The sequence below is a fragment of the Methanobrevibacter sp. DSM 116169 genome, assembly GCF_046197865.1.
Lineage (GTDB): Archaea > Methanobacteriota > Methanobacteria > Methanobacteriales > Methanobacteriaceae > JAHKLT01.
The window spans coordinates 115,613-135,262 of the sequence record NZ_CP166990.1 but is presented as its reverse complement, the minus strand read 5'-3'; the positions used below and the strand labels follow the sequence as shown (position 1 = coordinate 135,262).

The following is a 19,650-nucleotide window of genomic DNA, read 5'->3' as shown; positions in this document are numbered from 1 at the left end:
TGAAAAAATGAATGGACCTTGGGTAGAAAAATACAGACCTCAAAGCTTAGATGATGTTGTTGGACAAAATCACATAATAAACAGATTAGAAAAATATGTAGGTGAAAGCAGTATGCCTAACTTGATGTTTACAGGCCCTGCAGGAGTAGGAAAAACAACAACAGCTCTTGCACTTGTAAAATCAATTCTTGGTGAATACTGGAGACAAAATTTCCTAGAGTTAAATGCATCAGATGCAAGAGGAATTGAAACTGTAAGAAATGATATTAAAAATTTCTGCCGTTTAAAACCTGTCGGTGCTCCATTTAGAGTTGTTTTCCTAGATGAAGTAGATAATATGACTAAAGATGCTCAACATGCACTAAGACGTGAAATGGAGATGTATACAAAAACAGCTACATTTATCTTATCATGTAATTATTCATCTAAAATAATTGATCCTATTCAATCTAGATGTGCAATTTTCAGATTTACACCAATTAAAGGCCAAGATATTTTAAAAAGATTAGAAGTAATAGCTAAAAAAGAAGGCTATGAATATGACACAGATGCACTCGAGACAATAGTGTATTTTGCAGAAGGAGATATGCGTAAATCTATAAATATGCTTCAATCTGCAGCTACTGAAGGAGATAAAATCACCAATGAAGCAGTATATGAGGTCGTATCAAAAGCTAGACCAGAAGATATAAACAAAATGATTACACGGGCTTTATCAGGAGATTTTATGGGAGCTAGAACACTTTTAAGAGAAAATATGGTCTTACAAGGTACTAGTGGAGAAGATATGGTTTCTCAAATCTATCAAGATATTTCTAAAAGAGTTATGGAAGATAAAATGGAAGGAGAAATCTATATGGATTTAATGGAATATCTTGCAGATTGTGATTTTAGAATTCGTGAAGGTGCAAATCCTAGAATACAGTTAGAAGCATTATTAACTAAATTTTTATAGGTCATTTTAAAATGTTGTGGACAGAAAAATACCGTCCAAAAACTCTAAAAGAAGTTTTAGGAAATGGTAAACAAAAAGTTGAAATAGAAAAATGGGTTGATAGCTGGAAAAACAACAAACCAGAAAAACCATTACTTCTTGTAGGGCCTCCAGGTATTGGAAAAACAACACTAGCTCATATAATAGCTAAAGAATTCTCAGAATATGTAGAGTTAAATGCTAGTGATAAACGTTCATATGATATTATAATGAATACTATTGGAGAATCTGCAACAACTAAATCATTTTTCAATGATGATTATAAACTTATCATTCTAGATGAAGTTGATGGTATTCATGGAACAAATGATAGAGGTGGAGCAAGAGCAGTTGGTCAAATTATTGCAAAATCTCAACACCCTATGATTTTAATAGCTAATGATTTATACAGTAAAAGAATAGCTACAATAAAAACTAAATCTCAAGTAATTAAAATGCATAAAGTTAGATCACCATCAATATCTGCATTTTTAAAGAAGATCGCACATGAAGAAGGAATTGAAGCAAATCCAGTAGCTTTAAAAGAACTTGCAGCACAATCAGCAGGAGATGTAAGATCAGCTATAAATACCTTCCAAGCATTAGCAGAAGATAGTAAAACCTTCAACACAGATGATTTAAACATCATTAGTAAAAAAGATGAAAGAACTACAATCTTTGATAGTGTTTCAATTATTTTAAAAAGTAAAACACCAAATAAGATAAAAAGAGCTACATTTATTGAAGAAGATCCAACACTTGTAATGGAATATATTGCAGAGAATATTCCAAGAGAATATGAGAGAAAAGATGATATAAAAAGAGCATATGAAAATATAGCTAAATCTGATTTATACTTTGGAAGAGCACGAAACAGTAGAAACTATGGATATTGGAAATATGCATCAGATTTCATGAGTATTGGAGTAGGATTATCTAAGAGAGAAAAATATAAAAAATTTACAAGAGTTATGACACCTACAATATTTTCTCTAATGAGTAAAAATAGAGGAAAACGTGCTTTAAGAGATAAAATAGCTGAGAAGATTTCAGAACACATGCATGTATCAAATAGTGTAGCTATTTCAATGTTTCCATATTTTGAAATAATGTTTAAAGACGACGAGCAAGCATATGATATAAGTGACTTTTTAGAATTAGATGATGATGAGATAAAAAGATTTAGATCTAAGAAGATTCCTAAAAAAATCATAACTGCTAAAGAAAAAGAAAAAGCAGAAAATAGGGAAGAGAAGAAAAAAATTGAAATAGAAAAAGGGATTTTTATAAAACAAAGAAAAGAAGTTCCTGAAGTAGTTAAAGAAGAACCAAAACAAGAAGAAATTATTGAACCTATAAAAGAAGAAGTCAGAGAAGAAAAACCAAAAGATAGTAATGCTCAAAAATCACTCTTTAATTTTTGATTTAATGTATTCATATGATACTAAAACATTTTCTCTATAACTTGGAAGAATTTCACCCATAAAATCCATAAAAGAGCTAGCTACATCTTTTTCAATATCATTTTCTTTTAACACATTAAATCCTTCCATTTCTAAGAAGGAATTTAACCATTCTTTTGGAATATTAATAAAAGGGTAAATTACTTTTTCATCATTAATAAAATCTATTCCATTACCATTAAAAATATCTGTTAAAATCTCACTTACTTCTTCATCTAAAAATTTAGGACTAGCTATAAAATCAGCACTTCCTGAATAAACTAATTTTATACCATATTTTCTTGAATAAGGTTCTAAAACAATCTCTAATAATCTATTAATATCTTCATCATCTGAAGGTAGTAAAACAGTATTTTGTGGTTTTAATTTATCTGATAAAACTTTAGATGATCTTGCACAAATTTTTTGAAATAAACTAGATCTTAAAACTTCAATATCTGGATAATGTTTTTTAAAAGTCTTTTCTTTAGTTTTTGAAAATTTAGAAAATCTTAAATTATTAATATAGATTTTAGAATCAGTATAGCTAATATATCTTGAATCTATACCAATAATTTTTAAAAATTTTAAAATATCTTTTTTAGAACTTGTAAATTCTTCATTAGAAGGTAAAATATCAAAATTTAAATCCATATAATCACAAAACACTTAAAATACTTTTTTTCATTATATCAATTGGTGCATCATAACCTGTCCAAATCTTAAAAGATTCTGCACCTTGGTAAATAAGCATCTTTAAACCAGATACAGTTTTTGCATTAGCTTTTTTAGCCTCTTTAATTAAAGATGTCTCAAGAGGATTATAAACAATATCATTTACAAGTAAATCTTCATGTAACATATCAGCTGTAGCTATTGGATTATCATTAATATTTGGATACATTCCAATAGGAGTAGTATCAATGAAAATATCAGCATTTAGAAGTTCATTTTTTAAATTATCTAATGAATCATAGCTAACATTGCTTAAAAGATTTGAAGATAAGATATCATCAGATAATGATTTAGCTTTATTAATATTACGATTAATAAGTACAAGTTCTTCAATATTAGAATTAGCTATTTGAAAAGAAATAGCTCTAGATGCTCCACCGCAACCAGTAATTACAACTTTTTTATTTTTTAATGAAGTCATATCTTCAATTGCACGAAGAGCTCCAATTCCATCAGTATTATAACCTTTCATATCTTTAAAATCAATTGTATTTACTGCACCAATTAGTTTAGCTATTTCATCTAAATTATCAAGATATTTTAAAACATCAATTTTATGAGGTATGGTTACATTTAGCCCTTTAATGTTTAATGCGTTACAAGAAGAAATTATATTTTCTAAAGATGACACTTTAAAAGGAACATAGACATAATTTAAATTAAGCTTTTTAAATGCAGCATTATGCATAATTGGAGAGAAACTATGTTCTACAGGATTTCCTATTAAACCTACAACTTTTGTATTACCATCAATCAATGTTTTCACTCTAAATTTTTTTAATTAATATAAATTATCTTAAAATAGCTATTTATAACTTACTTAATATGAAATTTTTATTTTTATATTAATAATTATTGCTTAAATTAATTTAATATAAGTTAAATATTGTTTTTTTATTTAAATTTTTATTTAAAAGTGTTATTTTTATCTAAAAAATAATAATGGTTATTTATATTAAAAAATAATGAATATTATATAGTGATTAATTTTAAAACAAGTCTATAGGATTTTTGATTTATGAACCCCACTAGGAGATTATTAAACTTTTCATATCTTACAGAAGTTATTGAAGAAATACTTGTAATCAATCCATATAATAAGATTAAAAACCCATTAACAAGTAAAAAATCTGCTAAAATGACTGTTGATGGTAAAACAGTTCATGGTGTTGATGAAAATTCTAAAGATAGAAATAACTTTAAAAATAAGTATGGTATATCAAAAAATGATTTGAGCAAAAAAGAACATGATTTTATTAAAATATATACGGGTGAAGGTTATTTTCCTTTAAATGAATATATTAGGAAAAATATTAATAAAAAAATATGTGAATATGAATGGAATAAAGCATCTAAATTATTGTTTGGAGAAGTTGCTGTTAGTTTTGATGAAGCATTAAAATTAAGAAAAAATATATTTAAGAAAGCTATTACCTTAGAAAAAGATCTAATTGTTATAAGAAAGGAAAAAACTTCTGCATTAATTAAATATAGCCAAAAAGGAATATATGTTTCTGATACATTATTATCTGTTAGTATATCTAAAAATTTAGATGAAAATAAATATGGTAAAAATGTTAATTATATTCTACTTCCTAAAGGAACTAAAATATTATATATTGAAAAAATATCCTCAACTAAAGAAGAATTTGAAATTTTACTTGAATGTGGAACTAAATTAAGAAAAATAAGAAAAACAGGAAAATATCTATATCATTAGCAGCTAATTAAATAAAAAGAAATATTTATATTTTATTAAAAAGAAATAATATAATTAATACAATTACAAGGAGGACTATTATTCATGGTAATATATTTAAAACCAAATAATCAATTTGTTAAAAATTTATCTGAAGATCAAATAAATAAACTAATACATTTAAAAGAACCTATTCCAACTAGAATTGAAAATATATTTAATGATATTATTCCAAACTTTAGAAGTAGCAGGTCTTTAAATATGGCTGATAACTTATTAAAGCTTGAACAAATAGAAAATGGAAATAAAAGAAACATGACCATTGAAGAGTCTTCTGATTATACTGCAAAGCTTGCTTTTAAATTTCTTAAAAAACATCCAGAATTTGAAGATATGATTGAAAAAGTAGTTGAATTATAAAAATATCAATCATTTTTAAATCCTAATATTCTTATTTTCAAAATTTTAATATACAATTAAATCTAATTAAAAACTATGAATAAAAAAATTGATTATAATACTCTAATTTTAACTGTAATCATAACATTATCTCCAATAATACTTGGAATTATTTTCTATGGGGACCTTCCATCAAGCATCCCAGTTCACTTTGATGTAAATTTAAATCCAGATATGTTTTTAGATAAGTTATATATAATTTTAATTCCTGTTTTTCTAGCTATTTTACAAACAATCCTATGTGTATTTAATGATTTAAATAAAAACAATAATATAAGAGGTACTCCTTTAGAAAAAATTTTTAAACTTATCATACCTGTTATGACAATTTTAATTACAATTATTATATTATCTGCAGGACTCGGTAGCTATTTAGAAATTGAAGTAGTTGTTTTATTTATTATTTTAATAATTTTAATATTAATTGTGTATTTTTTAAAGAAAAAATAATAGCTATATTAATAATTAAAAACAAATTTTTTAATATATAAATAAATTACTTAGAGGATTTAAATGGAATTTACAAGACCTAGAGGAACTAGAGATTTCTTATTTGATGAAATGGAAAAAAGAAAAGAAGTGGAAAAAGTTCTAAGAAACACATTTGAAAATTATGCATATAGAGAAATTAAAACACCTTTATTTGAAGATTTAAAATTATTTACAACAAAATCTGGTGAAGAAATTGTTGATCAATTATATAATTTTAAAGATAAATCAGATAGAGAAATTACTTTAAGGCCTGAGATAACTGCACCAGTAGCTAGATTATATTTAAATGAACTTCAAAAAGTAGCTAAACCAATAAAATTATATTATTTTGGAAGCTGTTTTAGATATGAGAGACCTCAAAAAGGAAGATTTAGACAATTCTGGCAATTTGGATGTGAACTTATAGGAGCTAAATCACCAGAAGGTGAGGGTGAAGTAATTGCATTGTGTAATGATTCATTAAATAACTTAAACTTACACTCAGCAGATATTCATATTAATCATTTAGGAATTATTAGAGGATTATTTAAACACTTTGATATCAGCCAAGAAACACAAAGAGAATTAATGGTTGTTATTGATAAAGGAGATAAAGAACTTTTAAGAAATTCTTTAAAAGGTGAAAACCCTATAATAGAAAATGATGAATTAAATGGAATACTTTTAAAGCTCATTGATATTGTTGGAGATAAATCTGTATTAAGTAAAATCGATGAACTTTTATCAAAATACGATGAAACACAAGACTCATTAAATGAATTTAAAAAGTTAATTGATGATTTAGAAAGTTTTAATGTTAAAAATTATACATTAAATTTGGGAGTAGCTCGTGGACTTGATTATTATACTGGAATTGTATTTGAAGTTTATATTCCAGAACTTGGAGCTCAAAAACAAGTTTGTGGTGGAGGAAGCTATAGCTTAATTAAGATTTTTGGTGGTGAAGAAATTTCATCAACAGGTTTTGCATTTGGATTTGATAGGTTAATGAATGCAATAGAAGAGTTAAATGATAATAATGAAATTAAATCATCTGTTGATATTTATGTTGCACCATTTTCTAATGAAACACGTAGTAAATCTTATGAAATTGCACAAACATTAAGATCTGAAGGGATTAAAACTGAAATAGACTTATCAAGAAAGAAATTTAAAAAGCTTTTAAACCATGCAAATAATTTAAATGTTAAATATGTTGTTTTAGTTGGTGAGGATGAACTAAAAAACAATCAAGTAACTATAAAAGACATGGAAAGTGGAGAACAAGAACTCGTAAAACTTGATGAAATTATTGATTATATAAAGAGGAATATTTATGAATATTAATTTTAGACATGAAATTGCAGGTGAAAAGGTCATAACAGCTATTGCACAAGATTATAAAACAGGTGAAATTTTGATGGTAGCTAATATGAATAAAGAAGCCTTAAAAAAAACACTTGAGACAAAAAAAGCACATTATTGGAGTACATCAAGACGTAAACAATGGCTTAAAGGTGAAAGTTCAGGTCACATCCAATATGTTAAAGAAATATTTACAGATTGCGATGCAGATGCAATAGTAATGAAAGTAGAACAAAATGGTGCAGCTTGCCATGAAGGATATGGATCTTGTTTTTTTAGAAAACTCAATTTAGATAATGATATTGATATTGATAATTTAAAAGATGATGATTTAGAAGTAATTGCAGAGAGATTATTAAATCCTGAAGATATTTATTAAGATAAGATGAATTTAGAAAACCTAAAAAAGATTGTTCCAGATACAAGTGCAATAATTGATGGAATAATAAGTGAAATAATAAAAGAAAATGATTTAGATTATCCTGAGATAATCATCCCAGAAGCTGTTGTATCCGAACTTGAACATCAAGCAAATGTAGGTAAACCAATAGGTTTTAAAGGATTAAATGAACTTAAACACTTACAATCTTTAGAATATGATGGTAAAATAGCTATTGAATTTAAAGGTGGACGGCCTAAAGGATATGAAATAGCTAATGCAAAAAAAGGTGAAATTGATGCAATGATAAGAGATCTTGCATTAAATGAACTAGCTACACTTATAACATCAGATAAAGTTCAATCTGATGCAAGTCTTGCACAAGGAATAGATGTAATTTATCTTAAACCTAAAGTTAGTTTAAAAGAACTATCATTATCTAAGTTTTTTGATTCAGAGACAATGTCAGTTCATCTAAAAGAAAATGTTCCTCCAACAGCTAAGAAGGGAACACCTGGAAATATTAAATTAACTAAATTAGATGAAAGTCCTACTACATATAAAGAACTTAAGAGATTAACTGATGAGATTTTAGAACTTGAAAGAAACGATTCAAAAACATATTTAGAATCTGAAAAGGACGGTTCGATAATTGTTCAATCAAGAGAATATAGAATTTCAATAGCTTATCCACCATTTTCTGAAAGTTATGAAATAACTGCAGTTAAACCAGTTATTAAAATACCATTAGAAGAATATGGATTAACTGATAAACTTATGGATAGACTAACAAGTAATGCAGAAGGAATTTTAATTTCAGGTTCTCCTGGTGCAGGTAAAAGTACATTTGTTCAAGCTATAGCTGAATTTTACTCTAAAGACTTAAATAAAGTTGTAAAAACAATGGAATCGCCAAGAGACTTACAAGTGTCTGATGAAATAACTCAATATTCTCCTTTAGAAGGAGATATGGAAAATACAGCTGATGTATTATTACTTGTAAGGCCTGATTTTACAATTTATGATGAACTTAGAAAAAGTAGAGATTTTGAAATATTTGCAGATATGCGTTTATCAGGAGTTGGAATGGTGGGTGTTGTTCACTCAACACGAGCTATAGATGCAATTCAAAGAATATCATCAAGGGTAGAGCTTGGTGTAATACCATCAGTAGTAGATACTAGTATTTATATTGAAGATGGTGAGATAAAATCTGTTTATGAGGTATCGATGACTGTTAAAGTTCCATCAGGAATGGAAGAAGCAGATCTTGCAAGACCAGTTATAGAAATTAGAGATTTTGAAACAGAAGAACTTAAAAATGAAATATATACTTATGGTGAGCAGACCATTGTAATGGATTTAGATCTTGTATCAAGTAAAGATGATTCAAATCATAAAACATCCGTTGATAAAATAGCTGAAGCAGAAATTTTAAGAAAAATTAAAAAAATCATACCTAAATCTAAAGTTGATGTTGAAATTGTATCACCTGAGAGAGCTAATATCTATATTAATGAAAAATATATTCCTAAAGTTATTGGTCAAAGTGGTAAAAGAATAGCTGAGATAGAACAAGAAATAGGAATTAGTTTAGGTGTAGAAGCTATAAAACACGAAAATGAAAAGAAAGGTAAAGAATTTAAAGTAGATGTTATTGAAACAAAAAAACAAGTAATTTTAGATGTTGGTAAAGGTAATTATGGTGAGAATTTCGATGTATTTGTTGATGGAGATTATTTACTTACTGCAACAACAAGTAGAAATGGAGAAATTAAAATCAAAAAAGGAGTTGCTTTATCTGAAATTATTTTAAATGCATTAGATATGGATTTAGATATCACAGCTATTAAAAAATAATTGATTTATATGAAAATTGGTGCATCAACATTATCTATATATGGAGAAGACATTGAGCAAAACTTAAAATATTTTGAAAGTTTAAATATTGAATATTTAGAGATCCTACATCAATATCCATGTGAAGAGATTAACACAGAAGTATTAAATAGCTATAACTTAAATTATACAGTCCACTCACCAATAATTGATCTTAATATTGCATCACTTAATACATATATCTATAAATCTTCTATTGAAGCTATTAAATCATCTGCTGATTTTGCAAATAAAATAGATAGTGAAATTCTTGTAGTTCATCCTGGAATAATACCTTATCTAGCTAGAGATTATGAAAAAGAAGTTTATGAAAAATCACACCCAGCTATTAAAGAAATATCAAAATATTGTGATGATTTAGGTATTACAGCAGCTATTGAGAATATGCCAAATATTGAAGGTTTTATGTATCAAGATATAGAAAAATTAGATGAATTTCTTAAAAGTTATAACTTAGCTATGACACTAGATATTGGCCATGCATATACTGCAGGATATAGCGAAAATCAAATGTATTTTGATTCGATTAAACACATACATATGTCTGATAATTATGGTGATAATGATTCACACCTTGCATTAGGTGATGGAGAAATTGATTTTAATAACATCATTAATGTTTTTAAAAAGAAAAACTATAATGGAATATACATGATTGAAGTAAATAATACAGATTACTTAGAAAAAAGTCTTGAGTACATAAAAAAATTATAATAATCTTTTTTCGGTTTGATCATTTTTAAAATATAAATACTTACTTTCAATTACTTTTCTAATATTTTGAGCAATTTTCTTACCAATACCTTCAACTTCTTGAAGTTCAGATTCTGATGCATCCATTATTTTTTTAACAGAACCAAAATGTTCTAAAAGTTTTTTAGCATTAACAGGACCAACATTTGGAAGTGATTCAATAATAAAAACTTGTTGTTCCCATAAATTATCTGGTTTCCTGTCAGTTCTAAGTTGAATATTAGTTTTCTCACCACGTTGTTCTCTACTAGCTATTCTTTTAATCATTGCAGCTGTATCTTCTGAATCTCTTGTTGGGATTATACTAATACCAAAATCTAATGCAATAGAAGCTATTGAACCACGAATAGCATTAGGATTAATAAAACCAGAATAAAGATCATCCCCTTCTAAAATGATTATAGGTTTTTTAAATTCTTCTCTTAAATCATTAGCTTGTTTAAAAAGACGTTTATCAACAATAGAATCAACAAAATCTTTTGCAGTTTTACGTTCAATAATTACATCATCACTAACTTGATAATCCCCTACAGTCATAGATTTAACTTTAACATTTACTTCAATATTATCTAAATGTCTTATAACAGTAGAATTACCTTCTCTTGAATCGGCATAAACAATAACCTCATCAGATTTTTTAGGTTTTTCAATAACTTTAACAGCCTTTTCATCTTCCATTCTCTCAGCTGCATTTAAATTTAACTCTTCTAAAATATTTTTATCAATTAATTGTTCTCTCATCATTTTTTCTTTATTAATTGATGCCCAATAATAGGCTTCATCACGTGTTCCTTCAGTCATGAGTATTTTAACTTTACCTGTTCTTTTACGACCAGTTCTTCCTTTTCTTTGAATCATACGAATTTCAGATGGAACAGGTTCATATAAAATAACTAAATCTACAGCAGGAATATCAATACCTTCTTCGGCAACACTAGTAGAAATTAAAACATCATATTCCCCCATTTTAAAGGACTTTATAACATTTTTCTGTTCTTTTTGAGATAATCCCTTCTCACCATCTTTTTTACCTTGACCAAAGAACTTAACAGATTTAATACCTTCACTTTCACATTTATTATGAATCATTTCAAGAGTATCTCTAAATTGAGTAAAAACAATAACTTTAGGTTGTTTTTTATCTGGATTATCTCTTAAAGATTTAAGAACAGTTTGAGACTTATCAGTACCTAACTCTGTTTTTAATAATTCCATTAATTTTTTAAGTTTAGGATGTTCCCAACCATGTTCTTGAGCTTCAAAAGATAGTGCAATAGCATGCGAAAAATTATGATCTGCAAGTAAACCTTTAGCAGCTTTAGTGTTTTTCTTACGAAGTCTTGAAATATATTTATTAAAAGTAGCTACACCTTGAGTTTCAACAAGTTCTAAAGAATGTTGAATATTAATTACAGCACTTAAAATAGAAATTGCTTGATATAAATCTTTAGGAGGATTAGTAGATCTAGCTATTTTATTTTGTACATCTCCACGAGCTTTTAAAATATCTCTTTTATTTACAGAAACTGTATTAATAATATTCATATTTTTTAAGCCTTTAAGTCGAACTTTTAAAGATTTATTTAAGGATTCTTTAATTTTAGCTAGTTCATTACTCATTTTAACTTTAACCCATTCAGTATCAACAGGATTAAAATAAGGTTTAACATCTGTATCATCTTCAGATTTAACAACAACATTTTGAATATATAGGTTGTGAGAAACTTCTTTAATTTTTGATTTATCAGAACCAGGAGAAGCAGTAAGACCTAAAATTAAATTTCTTTTAGCTTCTTTAACATAGCGATTAGCTAGGTAAACATAAGAATAAGATCCTACAGCATGATGACATTCATCAAAAACAATTAAAGAGACATCTTCAAAATTATATCTACCATTTAATAAATCAGATTCTACAGTTTGAGGAGTTGCACAAATAATTTTAGATTCTTCCCATCTTTTTTGTCTATCTTTAACATTGATTGATCCAGTAATAGATGTTATTGGAACATTTAAGAAATTTTTGAAATTTTCCTCATGTTGAATAGTTAAAGGTTTACTAGGAGCTAAAATAAGTACTTTAGATTTATTAAATTTTTCTAATCTATCAGCTGCAACTAATATAGCTACTAATGTTTTACCTAAAGCAGTAGGTGCAACTACCATTGTGTTTCCCTTTTTTAAAACATCACCAGCTAATTTTTGCTGATAAGCCCTGGCTTCAACAGTATCTACTTTAATAAGAGGATGTTTAATATAATTTCCCATATTATTATTTTTAGTAATATAAGTTTATAAAGATTTAACAAGAGCAAAAGATGAGAAATTTTCATGAAAAATAATAAAATAAATGAATTACATAATAAATATAAGAGGGATTTTAATGTATGGAATGGATATTGAAAAAATAAAAAACAAATATATGGACCTGCAAGATAATATTAAAATCTTTGACACCACATTAAGAGATGGTGAACAAACTCCAGGCATTGCATTAACAGTAGATGAAAAAATCGAAATTGCAAAGAAATTAGATAGTTTAGGAGTAGACACTATTGAGATTGGTTTTCCAATTGTATCAGCTGGTGAAAGAGATACAGCTCGTAAAGTAAAAGAGTTGAATTTAAATGCAGAAATTTGTGGATTAGCTAGAGTGCTTGAAAAAGACATGGATGCTTTAATTGATTCTAATTTATCATATGTTCATACTTTTATTGGAACAAGTCCATTACATAGAGATTATAAGCTCAAAATGAATAAAGAGCAAATTTTAGATAAAGCAGTTCATGCAATTGAATATGCTAAAGACCATGGAATTACAGTTGAATTTTCTGCTGAAGATGCAACAAGAACTGAGAAGGATTATTTAATAGAAATTTATAAAGCCGCAGAAGATGCTGGAGCTAGTACAATCAATGTTCCTGATACTGTTGGTGTTTTAACTCCAATAATAGCTAAATCTTTAATATATGATTTAAAACAAGAATTAAAATCTCCAATAAGTGTTCATTTCCATAATGATTTTGGTTTAGCTACAGCTAATTCTTTAATGGCAATAGAGGCTGGTGCATCACAAGCACATGTTACTGTTAATGGTTTAGGTGAACGTGGAGGAAATGCATCTTTAGAAGAATTAGTTGTTGCATTAGAGGTTGCATATGGAATTAAATTAGATATTGATACTAAAAAATTATACAACCTATCTGATTTTGTAAGTAAAATAACAGGTATTAAATTATCTCCAAATAAACCAATTGTAGGAGAAAATGCTTTTGCTCATGAATCAGGAATACATGTTCATGGTGTTTTAGAAAATGCTTCAACTTATGAACCAATAGCTCCTGAACTTGTAGGTCATTCTCGTAAAATTGCACTAGGTAAACATACAGGTGCAAGTGGTTTAAAATCAAAATTAGAAGAGTATAATATTGATTTATCTGAAAGTCAATTTTGTTCTGTATATGATCAGATAAAAGCATTAGGTGATAAGGGTAAAACAATCACTGATGCTGATTTAAAAGCAATAGCTGTTACAGAACTTAGTACATCAAAAGAAGAATATATTAAACTTTTAGGTTTATCTGTTATGACTGGTGAGACTGTATCTCCTTCAGCTACTGTTAAATTATTAATAAATGGAGAAGAAAACGAAACATCACAAACAGGAGTTGGACCAGTAGATGCTGCATTAAATTCTATTAGATATTTAATAAAAGAAACTACTGATATTGAACTTGAAGAATATAATATTGAAGCTATTACTGGTGGTACTGATGCATTAGCAGAAGTTTTTGTTGTTACATCAGATGATAAAGGTAATAAAGCAACAGGAAGATCAACAAAAGATGATATTGTTATGGCTAGTGTAATTGCAATCTTAAATTCAATAAATAAGTTATTAGTTATTCAAAATTCATCGAAAAATATTACTTAATATAAATATTTATATAGATTAATAAATAAACTATTTTTAGTACATCTTTGGAGGTTATAAGTTGGAAGAAAATGTGATTTACATCGGAAGTAAACCAGTAATGAACTATGTTTTAGCAGTAGTGACTCAAATGAACGGTGATACCGAAGAAGTATTTTTAAAAGCCCGTGGTCGAGCTATTAGTAAAGCTGTTGATGTTGCTGAGATTGTTAGAAATAGATTTATACCTGAGTCTGATGTAGGAAATATTGAAATTTCTACAGAAGAAATTACAAATAATGAAGGTATGCAAACAAATGTTTCTACAATAGAAATTCAAATTAAAAAGGATTAATTTCCTTATATACTATTTTTTATTAAATTCCAATTAGCATTGTAAGTAAATTTCGAATCCCTGGAGCTAATCCAAGGACAAATATTGCTAATTTTATTAAACCATTTAATATCTCATCATCAATATATTTATCTATTAAATATATACAGGAGATTATAACAATAATTTTTAATGGATACATTATAATAGCTGTATCAAATATATTGTAGATTATACTTGGAAGTACATGTTGTTCATTATATCCATAAAAATCAACAGCTACAAAAGTAGTTGTAGCATCGAGTAAATGAGCAGAAATTATAGATAAGTTAATTTTATCTTTAAGTAAGCTCCAATATTTTCCTATTAAATAAAATAAACTAGTTAATATAATCCATAATAATATAACAAATGATAATATTTCTAAATTAAAATGATCCATTTTAAAGAAAGGATATAATCCAAAAGGTAAAGCTAATAAAAATATTGAGATTCTATAATCTATAATATTTCTTAAAATATATCCGATAATTAATGATAGAATTGCAAGTATTCCAACAGATAAATATATACCTGGTGTAATTGTCAAATAATTATATTGTAATATATTATTATCTACTAATGCTCGAACTCCAGATCCAAAAAATATGAAAGGAATAATACTATATATTATATTTTTTGGATTGATTTTTATTTTATTAAATAGCTTTAAAATTAATTCTAATATTATAATTAATATAATTGCATAAATAACTGTATTAAAAATAGTATATCCTGAGAAAAAATATTCATCAATAATATTTTTTAAAATAAAAAAATCCATCAAAATTTTCTCCTTGACAATATAATAGAATTATTTTCTACTGATTTTATCCAATAAATTATTTTTAGCATTGGAAATATATGAGTTTCCTTTACCCATAGTATTAATTTTATTCTTTTTTATAGCTTTTAAAATACTATCAATATCCATATCACTATTTACTTTAGTAAAACAAGAGCCTATTGTTTTTAACATATGTGAATCACTTGCACCAATTCCAGGTATATTATACTTTTTTGAAAATTTTCTTGCTTTTTTATTTCCATATCCAATAAAGTATTTAGCATTTAAAATTTCAATAGCATCAATCTTTAAATGAGGAGGAATCACTTTAGAAAATAAACCACTTCTATAAAAGCTATATGGGTGAGGTATAATAGCAAGTCCTCCTTGATCATGAATTTTATCAATTGTCTCCTCAGGTGATAATCCTTTATCAATTAGCTCTTCTACACCTAAACCTAAAACATGACCTTTACTAGATGAAATTTCAATAGAAGGAATAACTAATAATTTTTCATATTTGCTAGATTCATCAATAGCTTTAATAGAACCTTTTACAGTATTATGATCACTAATAGCTATAGCGTCAAGTTTTTTAACTTTAGCTACTTTTAAAATATTACTTATTTTAGAATTAGAATCATGGGAATATTCACTATGAATATGAGGATCAAGCCTTAACATAAACTACCTTTTACTTAAATATTCCAATGTTTTTATAAGTCCTATGGTGCCAGTCATCATAACGTCTCCTCCAGGACAAGAATAATACCAATCTAAATGAGTACTTTCAATTAATTCTCTTCTTGGACCACTTACTACAACTTTTTCTATTGTTGATATTGGATTTATTACATGTGCTCCATGACCATGATCATTATAGACTTCTTCATTAGTTATTTTGCCACTAGCTAATTTAGTAATATATTTTTCTAATGAATCTTTTGTTAAAGATGAGGTATGATGTTCAAATATTCCTTGTATTTTATTATTTTCTATTGATGCAGCAGTAGTATGTCCATTTCCAATGTCAATTACTATAAAACTATTTAAGTTTTTAATATTTTCATCATAGCACATTCCACAAATAGATGCAAACTTAGTATCCATTAATAAAGGAGTTAATTTTTCTTCATTTTTTATTGTAGATTCTACTGATTTCATCCTAGAGAAATATTCGGGAATATTGTCTATATATCCAAACTCTTCAACATTTATTGGAAATTTAATTTTTTCTCTAATTTTTTCAAATCTAAAATCTCTATCACCCATCTTTTCATTATAACCATGATCTTGAACAGCAATAGCTATTTTATCTATTTCAAAATCTAAATCATAATTTAAGAATGTTTCTTTTAATTTTTTCATATCTACATCAGATAAGTAGATTTTAGTATAGCTATCATAATTTTTATTATCATCTTTAATTTTAATTCCTAAATCTTTAACATGCTCAAGATTATCTCTAATTGTTTTTGCACATTTTTCTTCCATTACTACTTCATATCCTTTATCAATATGTTCTAGTATCTTCTTTTTTAGTTTTCCACCTCCCATTATATTTCCTGTAAAAAGTATATTATTTTCTATTTGATCTATTTTTTGACCAATGAAAATATGAGGTGAAGGTAGTACTAATTTAATTGAATTTTCTAATTCTTTAGTAGTATCATAAAATAATATATCTTGTGTACCTGTCCCTATATCAATAGCTAAAATTTTCATGATTTTACTATGTTTTTAATAATATTAAAATATTTAGATAGTTATAAGTTATAAGTTAAAAATTAAAAGATAAACTTTATAAGATATAAGTTAACATATATAACATATAACTTAAAAGTTAAAACTTATAAATTATAAAAGAATAAGTTATAAGTTAAAAATTATAGGTGTTAAGATGGGCGAAACTATAGCTATTATGAATCAAAAAGGAGGATGCGGTAAAACAACTACAACTGTAAATTTAGCTACTTCATTAGCTATTTTAGGTAAGTCAGTTTTAGTAATCGACATGGATCCTCAAGGAAATGCAACAACAAGCTTTGGAATAAATAAAATAGAAGCTGAAAATACAATATATTCAGTTTTAACAAGAAAAGTTACAGCACAAAAAACAATTAGAAATACATTTATTCAAAATTTATTTATTATTCCAAGTAATATCTCACTAAGTGGAGCTGGAGTAGAATTAAGTAGAGAAGAAAATTATCATAATATACTTAAAAAATCACTAAAAAATATAGTTGATATATTTGATTATATACTAATTGATTTACCTCCATCTTTAGGAGTCCTAACTGTAAATGCAATAGTAGCATCTGATAGTGTACTTATACCAATTCAAGCAGAATATTATGCGCTAGAAGGAGTAGCTGATTTAATAAATACAATAAAACTTGTAGAAAATAGACTTAAAAGTCCAACACCTATTAAAGGAATTTTACTTACATTATTTGATAAGAGAACTTTACTTTCAAAAGAAGTTCAAAAAGAATTAAAGAAATTTTTTGAAAATAAAGAACATATATTTAAAACAATTATTCCAAGAAATATTAAACTAGCTGAAGCACCTAGTCATGGAAAACCTTGTATAATTTATGATCCAGAAAGTACAGGTTCAAGAGCATATTTCAATTTAGCAAAAGAAATATTAGAAAAAGATGGTGATTAAATGGCAAAAAAGAAAAAATCAACATTAGGCAAAGGATTAGATTCATTAATTCCTGATATATATAATGAAGATTTTGATGAGAAATCATCTAAAAGTTTAGAAGAAATTTTAAATGAAAAAGATGATGATTTTAAAGAAGAAGTTCCAGAAGAAACTATAACAGGACAAGAAGTAGAAATTGAAGAAGAAGTTCCAAAAGAAACAGTTGAGAAACTTTCAAATGAACATGTAAAAGAAGAAGTAAGTAATGTTATTGATTATTCTGATTCAAAAGAAGAAGAAAAAGTAGATATTATAGAAAATGAAAACAATTTAGAATATAATCAAGAAAATATTGATGAAATATTAGAACTTGTAGCTAAAAATCCTAGAATAACATTATGGTCAGCTCATTCTGCAGCAGTTTTAAGATATTTAAGAAAAACAGAACCTGAATTTAGTATTAGTAAAGAAGCATCAAAATTAATAGATGAAGCTGTAAAAAGTAAATATCCAGAAATTTGGGAATTATTTGAAAGTTAGAAATTAAATAAATCACTTTGATAATTACCATTGAATTTAATGTATGGTTCTGCTCTTCCAGTTACAACACCAATTTTTTTTAATTCTTCTTTATTTTGGAATGGATGTTTCTTGCGGATATTTATAATTTTTTTTGCAGATTTAACACCAATGCCTGGAACTCTAATTAAATCTATAAAAGGAGAGGAGTTAATTTCAACAGGGAAAATATCCATTTTACGAGCAGCTAGTATTTTAGGATCTTCATCTAAAGATAAATGATCATTATTATCAAAAACTAATTCTTTTAAATTATACTTATATTCATTTAATAATGCATCTGCATGATAAAGTTTAGAAGTTCTATCAACATTACATGAATCTTTATTTTCAAATTCAGTTCCTTCAACTGGTGTAAAAGCACTAAAATAGCTACGTTTCAAATTAGAGTTTTTATAAAGTTTTTCCATTCTATTTAAAATTTCTCTATCTGTTTCATTATTTGCACCTACGATTAATTGTGTTGTATGAGTAGAATTAGGATAAACATAACTTTTACCTTCTAAAGAATTAATCCAAGATAATCTCTTTAATATGTCTTTATTATAATCTTTTGTAGATGTTAACTCTTCTAGTCCTGATGGGGTTGCAGCTTCAATATTTAGACTAACTCTATTTGCAAGTGCCATTGATCTTTTAATTGCATCTTTAGATGCACCAGGAATAATTTTTATATGAATATAATCATCATATTCATATTTTTTTCTAAGAAGTCTGATTGTTTCAATAATTTTTTCCATTGTATTTTCTTCATTATCACTAATACCAGAACTTAAAAAAAGACCATTAACATAATTGTTATTATAATAACTTAAGAAAACTCTAGCTAGTTCATCAGGTTCGAGTTCAAGTCTTGTGAAATTATTTTTATTTTGATTAATACAATATTTACAATCATTTTTACATTTATTACTAAGTAATGTTTTAAATAGTGGAACTTCACATCCATTTCTACCTTTAGCATGATAAATTCCTGGCAGATTAACTTGAGAGCTTTTATGATGATTTACATAATCACATAAATCAAACTGAGCTGAATCTGTTAAAACTTTCATCTTAGATAATGTAGACATAATTAATATATTTGTTTTTTAATTTAATTATATTTTTGTAAGCAAATGAAAAATTTTAATAAGATTTAAATAATTTTTAATGAAATTATATTAT

Annotated in this window: 20 protein-coding genes; 13 read left to right on the top strand and 7 right to left on the bottom strand. The window is 26.4% G+C overall.

The genetic code is table 11. From position 1 onward, the window contains the following. Positions 1-7 precede the first annotated feature (7 nt). Complete coding sequence (locus ACA134_RS00645; protein ID WP_409200267.1) at positions 8-955, top strand: replication factor C small subunit; 948 nt, start codon at positions 8-10, stop codon at positions 953-955. Between the two features lie 11 nt (positions 956-966). Further along, positions 967-2,397 (top strand): replication factor C large subunit, encoded by a 1,431-nt coding sequence (locus ACA134_RS00640; protein WP_409200266.1) that lies wholly within the window; start codon positions 967-969, stop codon positions 2,395-2,397. Here ACA134_RS00640 and ACA134_RS00635 read toward each other — a convergent pair. Together ACA134_RS00635 and ACA134_RS00630 are read right to left on the bottom strand one after the other, a co-directional pair. Further along, a complete protein-coding gene (locus tag ACA134_RS00635; RefSeq protein WP_409200265.1) occupies positions 2,380-3,069 on the bottom strand; it encodes an ATPase in 690 nt (229 codons plus the stop codon). The two genes, ACA134_RS00640 and ACA134_RS00635, sit on opposite strands and share 18 nt — an antisense overlap. A 4-nt stretch (positions 3,070-3,073) precedes the next feature. After that, positions 3,074-3,907 carry a shikimate dehydrogenase gene (locus ACA134_RS00630; protein ID WP_409200264.1) on the bottom strand — a complete coding sequence of 278 codons (834 nt, stop codon included), beginning with the start codon at positions 3,905-3,907 and terminating at the stop codon, positions 3,074-3,076. 261 nt (positions 3,908-4,168) lie between these two features. On the opposite strand from ACA134_RS00630, the gene ACA134_RS00625 reads away from it, so the two are divergent. From ACA134_RS00625 to ACA134_RS00595, 7 genes are all read left to right on the top strand, one after another. Then, positions 4,169-4,870 carry an ADP-ribosyltransferase gene (locus ACA134_RS00625; protein WP_409200263.1) on the top strand — a complete coding sequence of 234 codons (702 nt, stop codon included), beginning with the start codon at positions 4,169-4,171 and terminating at the stop codon, positions 4,868-4,870. A gap of 84 nt (positions 4,871-4,954) precedes the next feature. Further along, positions 4,955-5,269 (top strand): hypothetical protein, encoded by a 315-nt coding sequence (locus tag ACA134_RS00620; RefSeq protein WP_409200262.1) that lies wholly within the window; start codon positions 4,955-4,957, stop codon positions 5,267-5,269. Positions 5,270-5,344: 75 nt separating this feature from the next. Next, a complete protein-coding gene (locus ACA134_RS00615) occupies positions 5,345-5,758 on the top strand; it encodes a DUF1648 domain-containing protein (protein ID WP_409200261.1) in 414 nt (137 codons plus the stop codon). Positions 5,759-5,821: 63 nt separating this feature from the next. Next, positions 5,822-7,126 carry a histidine--tRNA ligase gene (hisS, locus tag ACA134_RS00610; protein ID WP_409200260.1) on the top strand — a complete coding sequence of 435 codons (1,305 nt, stop codon included), beginning with the start codon at positions 5,822-5,824 and terminating at the stop codon, positions 7,124-7,126. Continuing rightward, positions 7,116-7,523, top strand: a complete 408-nt coding sequence (hisI, locus tag ACA134_RS00605) for a phosphoribosyl-AMP cyclohydrolase (RefSeq protein ID WP_409200259.1) — start codon at positions 7,116-7,118, stop codon at positions 7,521-7,523. The genes hisS and hisI overlap by 11 nt, the downstream gene beginning before the upstream one ends. Positions 7,524-7,529: 6 nt before the next feature. Further along, positions 7,530-9,383 (top strand): PINc/VapC family ATPase, encoded by a 1,854-nt coding sequence (locus tag ACA134_RS00600; RefSeq protein ID WP_409200258.1) that lies wholly within the window; start codon positions 7,530-7,532, stop codon positions 9,381-9,383. A gap of 9 nt (positions 9,384-9,392) precedes the next feature. Continuing rightward, complete coding sequence (locus ACA134_RS00595) at positions 9,393-10,136, top strand: sugar phosphate isomerase/epimerase family protein (protein ID WP_409200257.1); 744 nt, start codon at positions 9,393-9,395, stop codon at positions 10,134-10,136. Here the strand turns inward: ACA134_RS00595 and ACA134_RS00590 are convergent. After that, entirely contained in the window at positions 10,131-12,443 is a 2,313-nt protein-coding gene (locus tag ACA134_RS00590) for a DEAD/DEAH box helicase (protein WP_409200256.1), read from the bottom strand. The genes ACA134_RS00595 and ACA134_RS00590 overlap by 6 nt on opposite strands. 124 nt (positions 12,444-12,567) lie before the next feature. On the opposite strand from ACA134_RS00590, the gene ACA134_RS00585 reads away from it, so the two are divergent. Both ACA134_RS00585 and albA read left to right on the top strand, forming a co-directional pair. Then, positions 12,568-14,109: a 2-isopropylmalate synthase gene (locus ACA134_RS00585; protein WP_409201105.1), complete on the top strand. Its 1,542-nt coding sequence runs from the start codon at positions 12,568-12,570 to the stop codon at positions 14,107-14,109. 61 nt (positions 14,110-14,170) lie between these two features. Next, positions 14,171-14,443 carry a DNA-binding protein Alba gene (gene albA / locus ACA134_RS00580; RefSeq protein ID WP_409200255.1) on the top strand — a complete coding sequence of 91 codons (273 nt, stop codon included), beginning with the start codon at positions 14,171-14,173 and terminating at the stop codon, positions 14,441-14,443. 22 nt (positions 14,444-14,465) lie between these two features. Here albA and ACA134_RS00575 read toward each other — a convergent pair whose 3' ends face one another. The 3 genes from ACA134_RS00575 to ACA134_RS00565 are packed head-to-tail and all read right to left on the bottom strand — an operon-like array spanning position 14,466 to position 16,973. Beyond that, on the bottom strand, positions 14,466-15,245 hold the full coding sequence (locus ACA134_RS00575) for a DUF63 family protein (protein WP_409200254.1): 780 nt from the start codon (positions 15,243-15,245) through the stop codon (positions 14,466-14,468). A 30-nt stretch (positions 15,246-15,275) separates the two neighbouring features. After that, complete coding sequence (locus ACA134_RS00570; protein ID WP_409200253.1) at positions 15,276-15,932, bottom strand: CehA/McbA family metallohydrolase; 657 nt, start codon at positions 15,930-15,932, stop codon at positions 15,276-15,278. Positions 15,933-15,935: 3 nt separating this feature from the next. Further along, complete coding sequence (locus ACA134_RS00565) at positions 15,936-16,973, bottom strand: DUF1786 domain-containing protein (RefSeq protein WP_409200252.1); 1,038 nt, start codon at positions 16,971-16,973, stop codon at positions 15,936-15,938. Positions 16,974-17,148: 175 nt separating this feature from the next. On the opposite strand from ACA134_RS00565, the gene ACA134_RS00560 reads away from it, so the two are divergent. Together ACA134_RS00560 and ACA134_RS00555 are read left to right on the top strand one after the other, a co-directional pair. Next, positions 17,149-17,922, top strand: coding sequence for a ParA family protein (locus tag ACA134_RS00560; protein WP_409200251.1), 774 nt, complete (start codon positions 17,149-17,151; stop codon positions 17,920-17,922). Then, a complete protein-coding gene (locus tag ACA134_RS00555; RefSeq protein ID WP_409200250.1) occupies positions 17,923-18,444 on the top strand; it encodes an AAA family ATPase in 522 nt (173 codons plus the stop codon). On the opposite strand, the gene ACA134_RS00550 is transcribed toward ACA134_RS00555, so the two are convergent. Continuing rightward, the gene (locus tag ACA134_RS00550) at positions 18,441-19,556 is read right to left on the bottom strand and encodes a radical SAM protein (RefSeq protein ID WP_409200249.1); all 1,116 of its coding nucleotides are present in this window, start codon (positions 19,554-19,556) and stop codon (positions 18,441-18,443) included. The genes ACA134_RS00555 and ACA134_RS00550 overlap by 4 nt on opposite strands. Between the last annotated feature and the right edge of the window lie 94 nt (positions 19,557-19,650).

Coding starts and splice junctions, on each gene's coding strand:
- ACA134_RS00565 (WP_409200252.1), bottom strand. CDS start 16,973: ATGAAAATTTTAGCTATTGATATAGGGACAGGTACACAAGATATATTA.
- ACA134_RS00595 (WP_409200257.1), top strand. CDS start 9,393: ATGAAAATTGGTGCATCAACATTATCTATATATGGAGAAGACATTGAG.
- ACA134_RS00600 (WP_409200258.1), top strand. CDS start 7,530: ATGAATTTAGAAAACCTAAAAAAGATTGTTCCAGATACAAGTGCAATA.
- ACA134_RS00560 (WP_409200251.1), top strand. CDS start 17,149: ATGGGCGAAACTATAGCTATTATGAATCAAAAAGGAGGATGCGGTAAA.
- ACA134_RS00590 (WP_409200256.1), bottom strand. CDS start 12,443: ATGGGAAATTATATTAAACATCCTCTTATTAAAGTAGATACTGTTGAA.
- ACA134_RS00620 (WP_409200262.1), top strand. CDS start 4,955: ATGGTAATATATTTAAAACCAAATAATCAATTTGTTAAAAATTTATCT.
- ACA134_RS00615 (WP_409200261.1), top strand. CDS start 5,345: ATGAATAAAAAAATTGATTATAATACTCTAATTTTAACTGTAATCATA.
- ACA134_RS00645 (WP_409200267.1), top strand. CDS start 8: ATGAATGGACCTTGGGTAGAAAAATACAGACCTCAAAGCTTAGATGAT.
- hisI (WP_409200259.1), top strand. CDS start 7,116: ATGAATATTAATTTTAGACATGAAATTGCAGGTGAAAAGGTCATAACA.
- hisS (WP_409200260.1), top strand. CDS start 5,822: ATGGAATTTACAAGACCTAGAGGAACTAGAGATTTCTTATTTGATGAA.
- ACA134_RS00635 (WP_409200265.1), bottom strand. CDS start 3,069: ATGGATTTAAATTTTGATATTTTACCTTCTAATGAAGAATTTACAAGT.
- ACA134_RS00640 (WP_409200266.1), top strand. CDS start 967: ATGTTGTGGACAGAAAAATACCGTCCAAAAACTCTAAAAGAAGTTTTA.
- ACA134_RS00570 (WP_409200253.1), bottom strand. CDS start 15,932: ATGTTAAGGCTTGATCCTCATATTCATAGTGAATATTCCCATGATTCT.
- ACA134_RS00550 (WP_409200249.1), bottom strand. CDS start 19,556: ATGTCTACATTATCTAAGATGAAAGTTTTAACAGATTCAGCTCAGTTT.
- ACA134_RS00625 (WP_409200263.1), top strand. CDS start 4,169: ATGAACCCCACTAGGAGATTATTAAACTTTTCATATCTTACAGAAGTT.
- ACA134_RS00575 (WP_409200254.1), bottom strand. CDS start 15,245: ATGGATTTTTTTATTTTAAAAAATATTATTGATGAATATTTTTTCTCA.
- ACA134_RS00585 (WP_409201105.1), top strand. CDS start 12,568: ATGGATATTGAAAAAATAAAAAACAAATATATGGACCTGCAAGATAAT.
- ACA134_RS00555 (WP_409200250.1), top strand. CDS start 17,923: ATGGCAAAAAAGAAAAAATCAACATTAGGCAAAGGATTAGATTCATTA.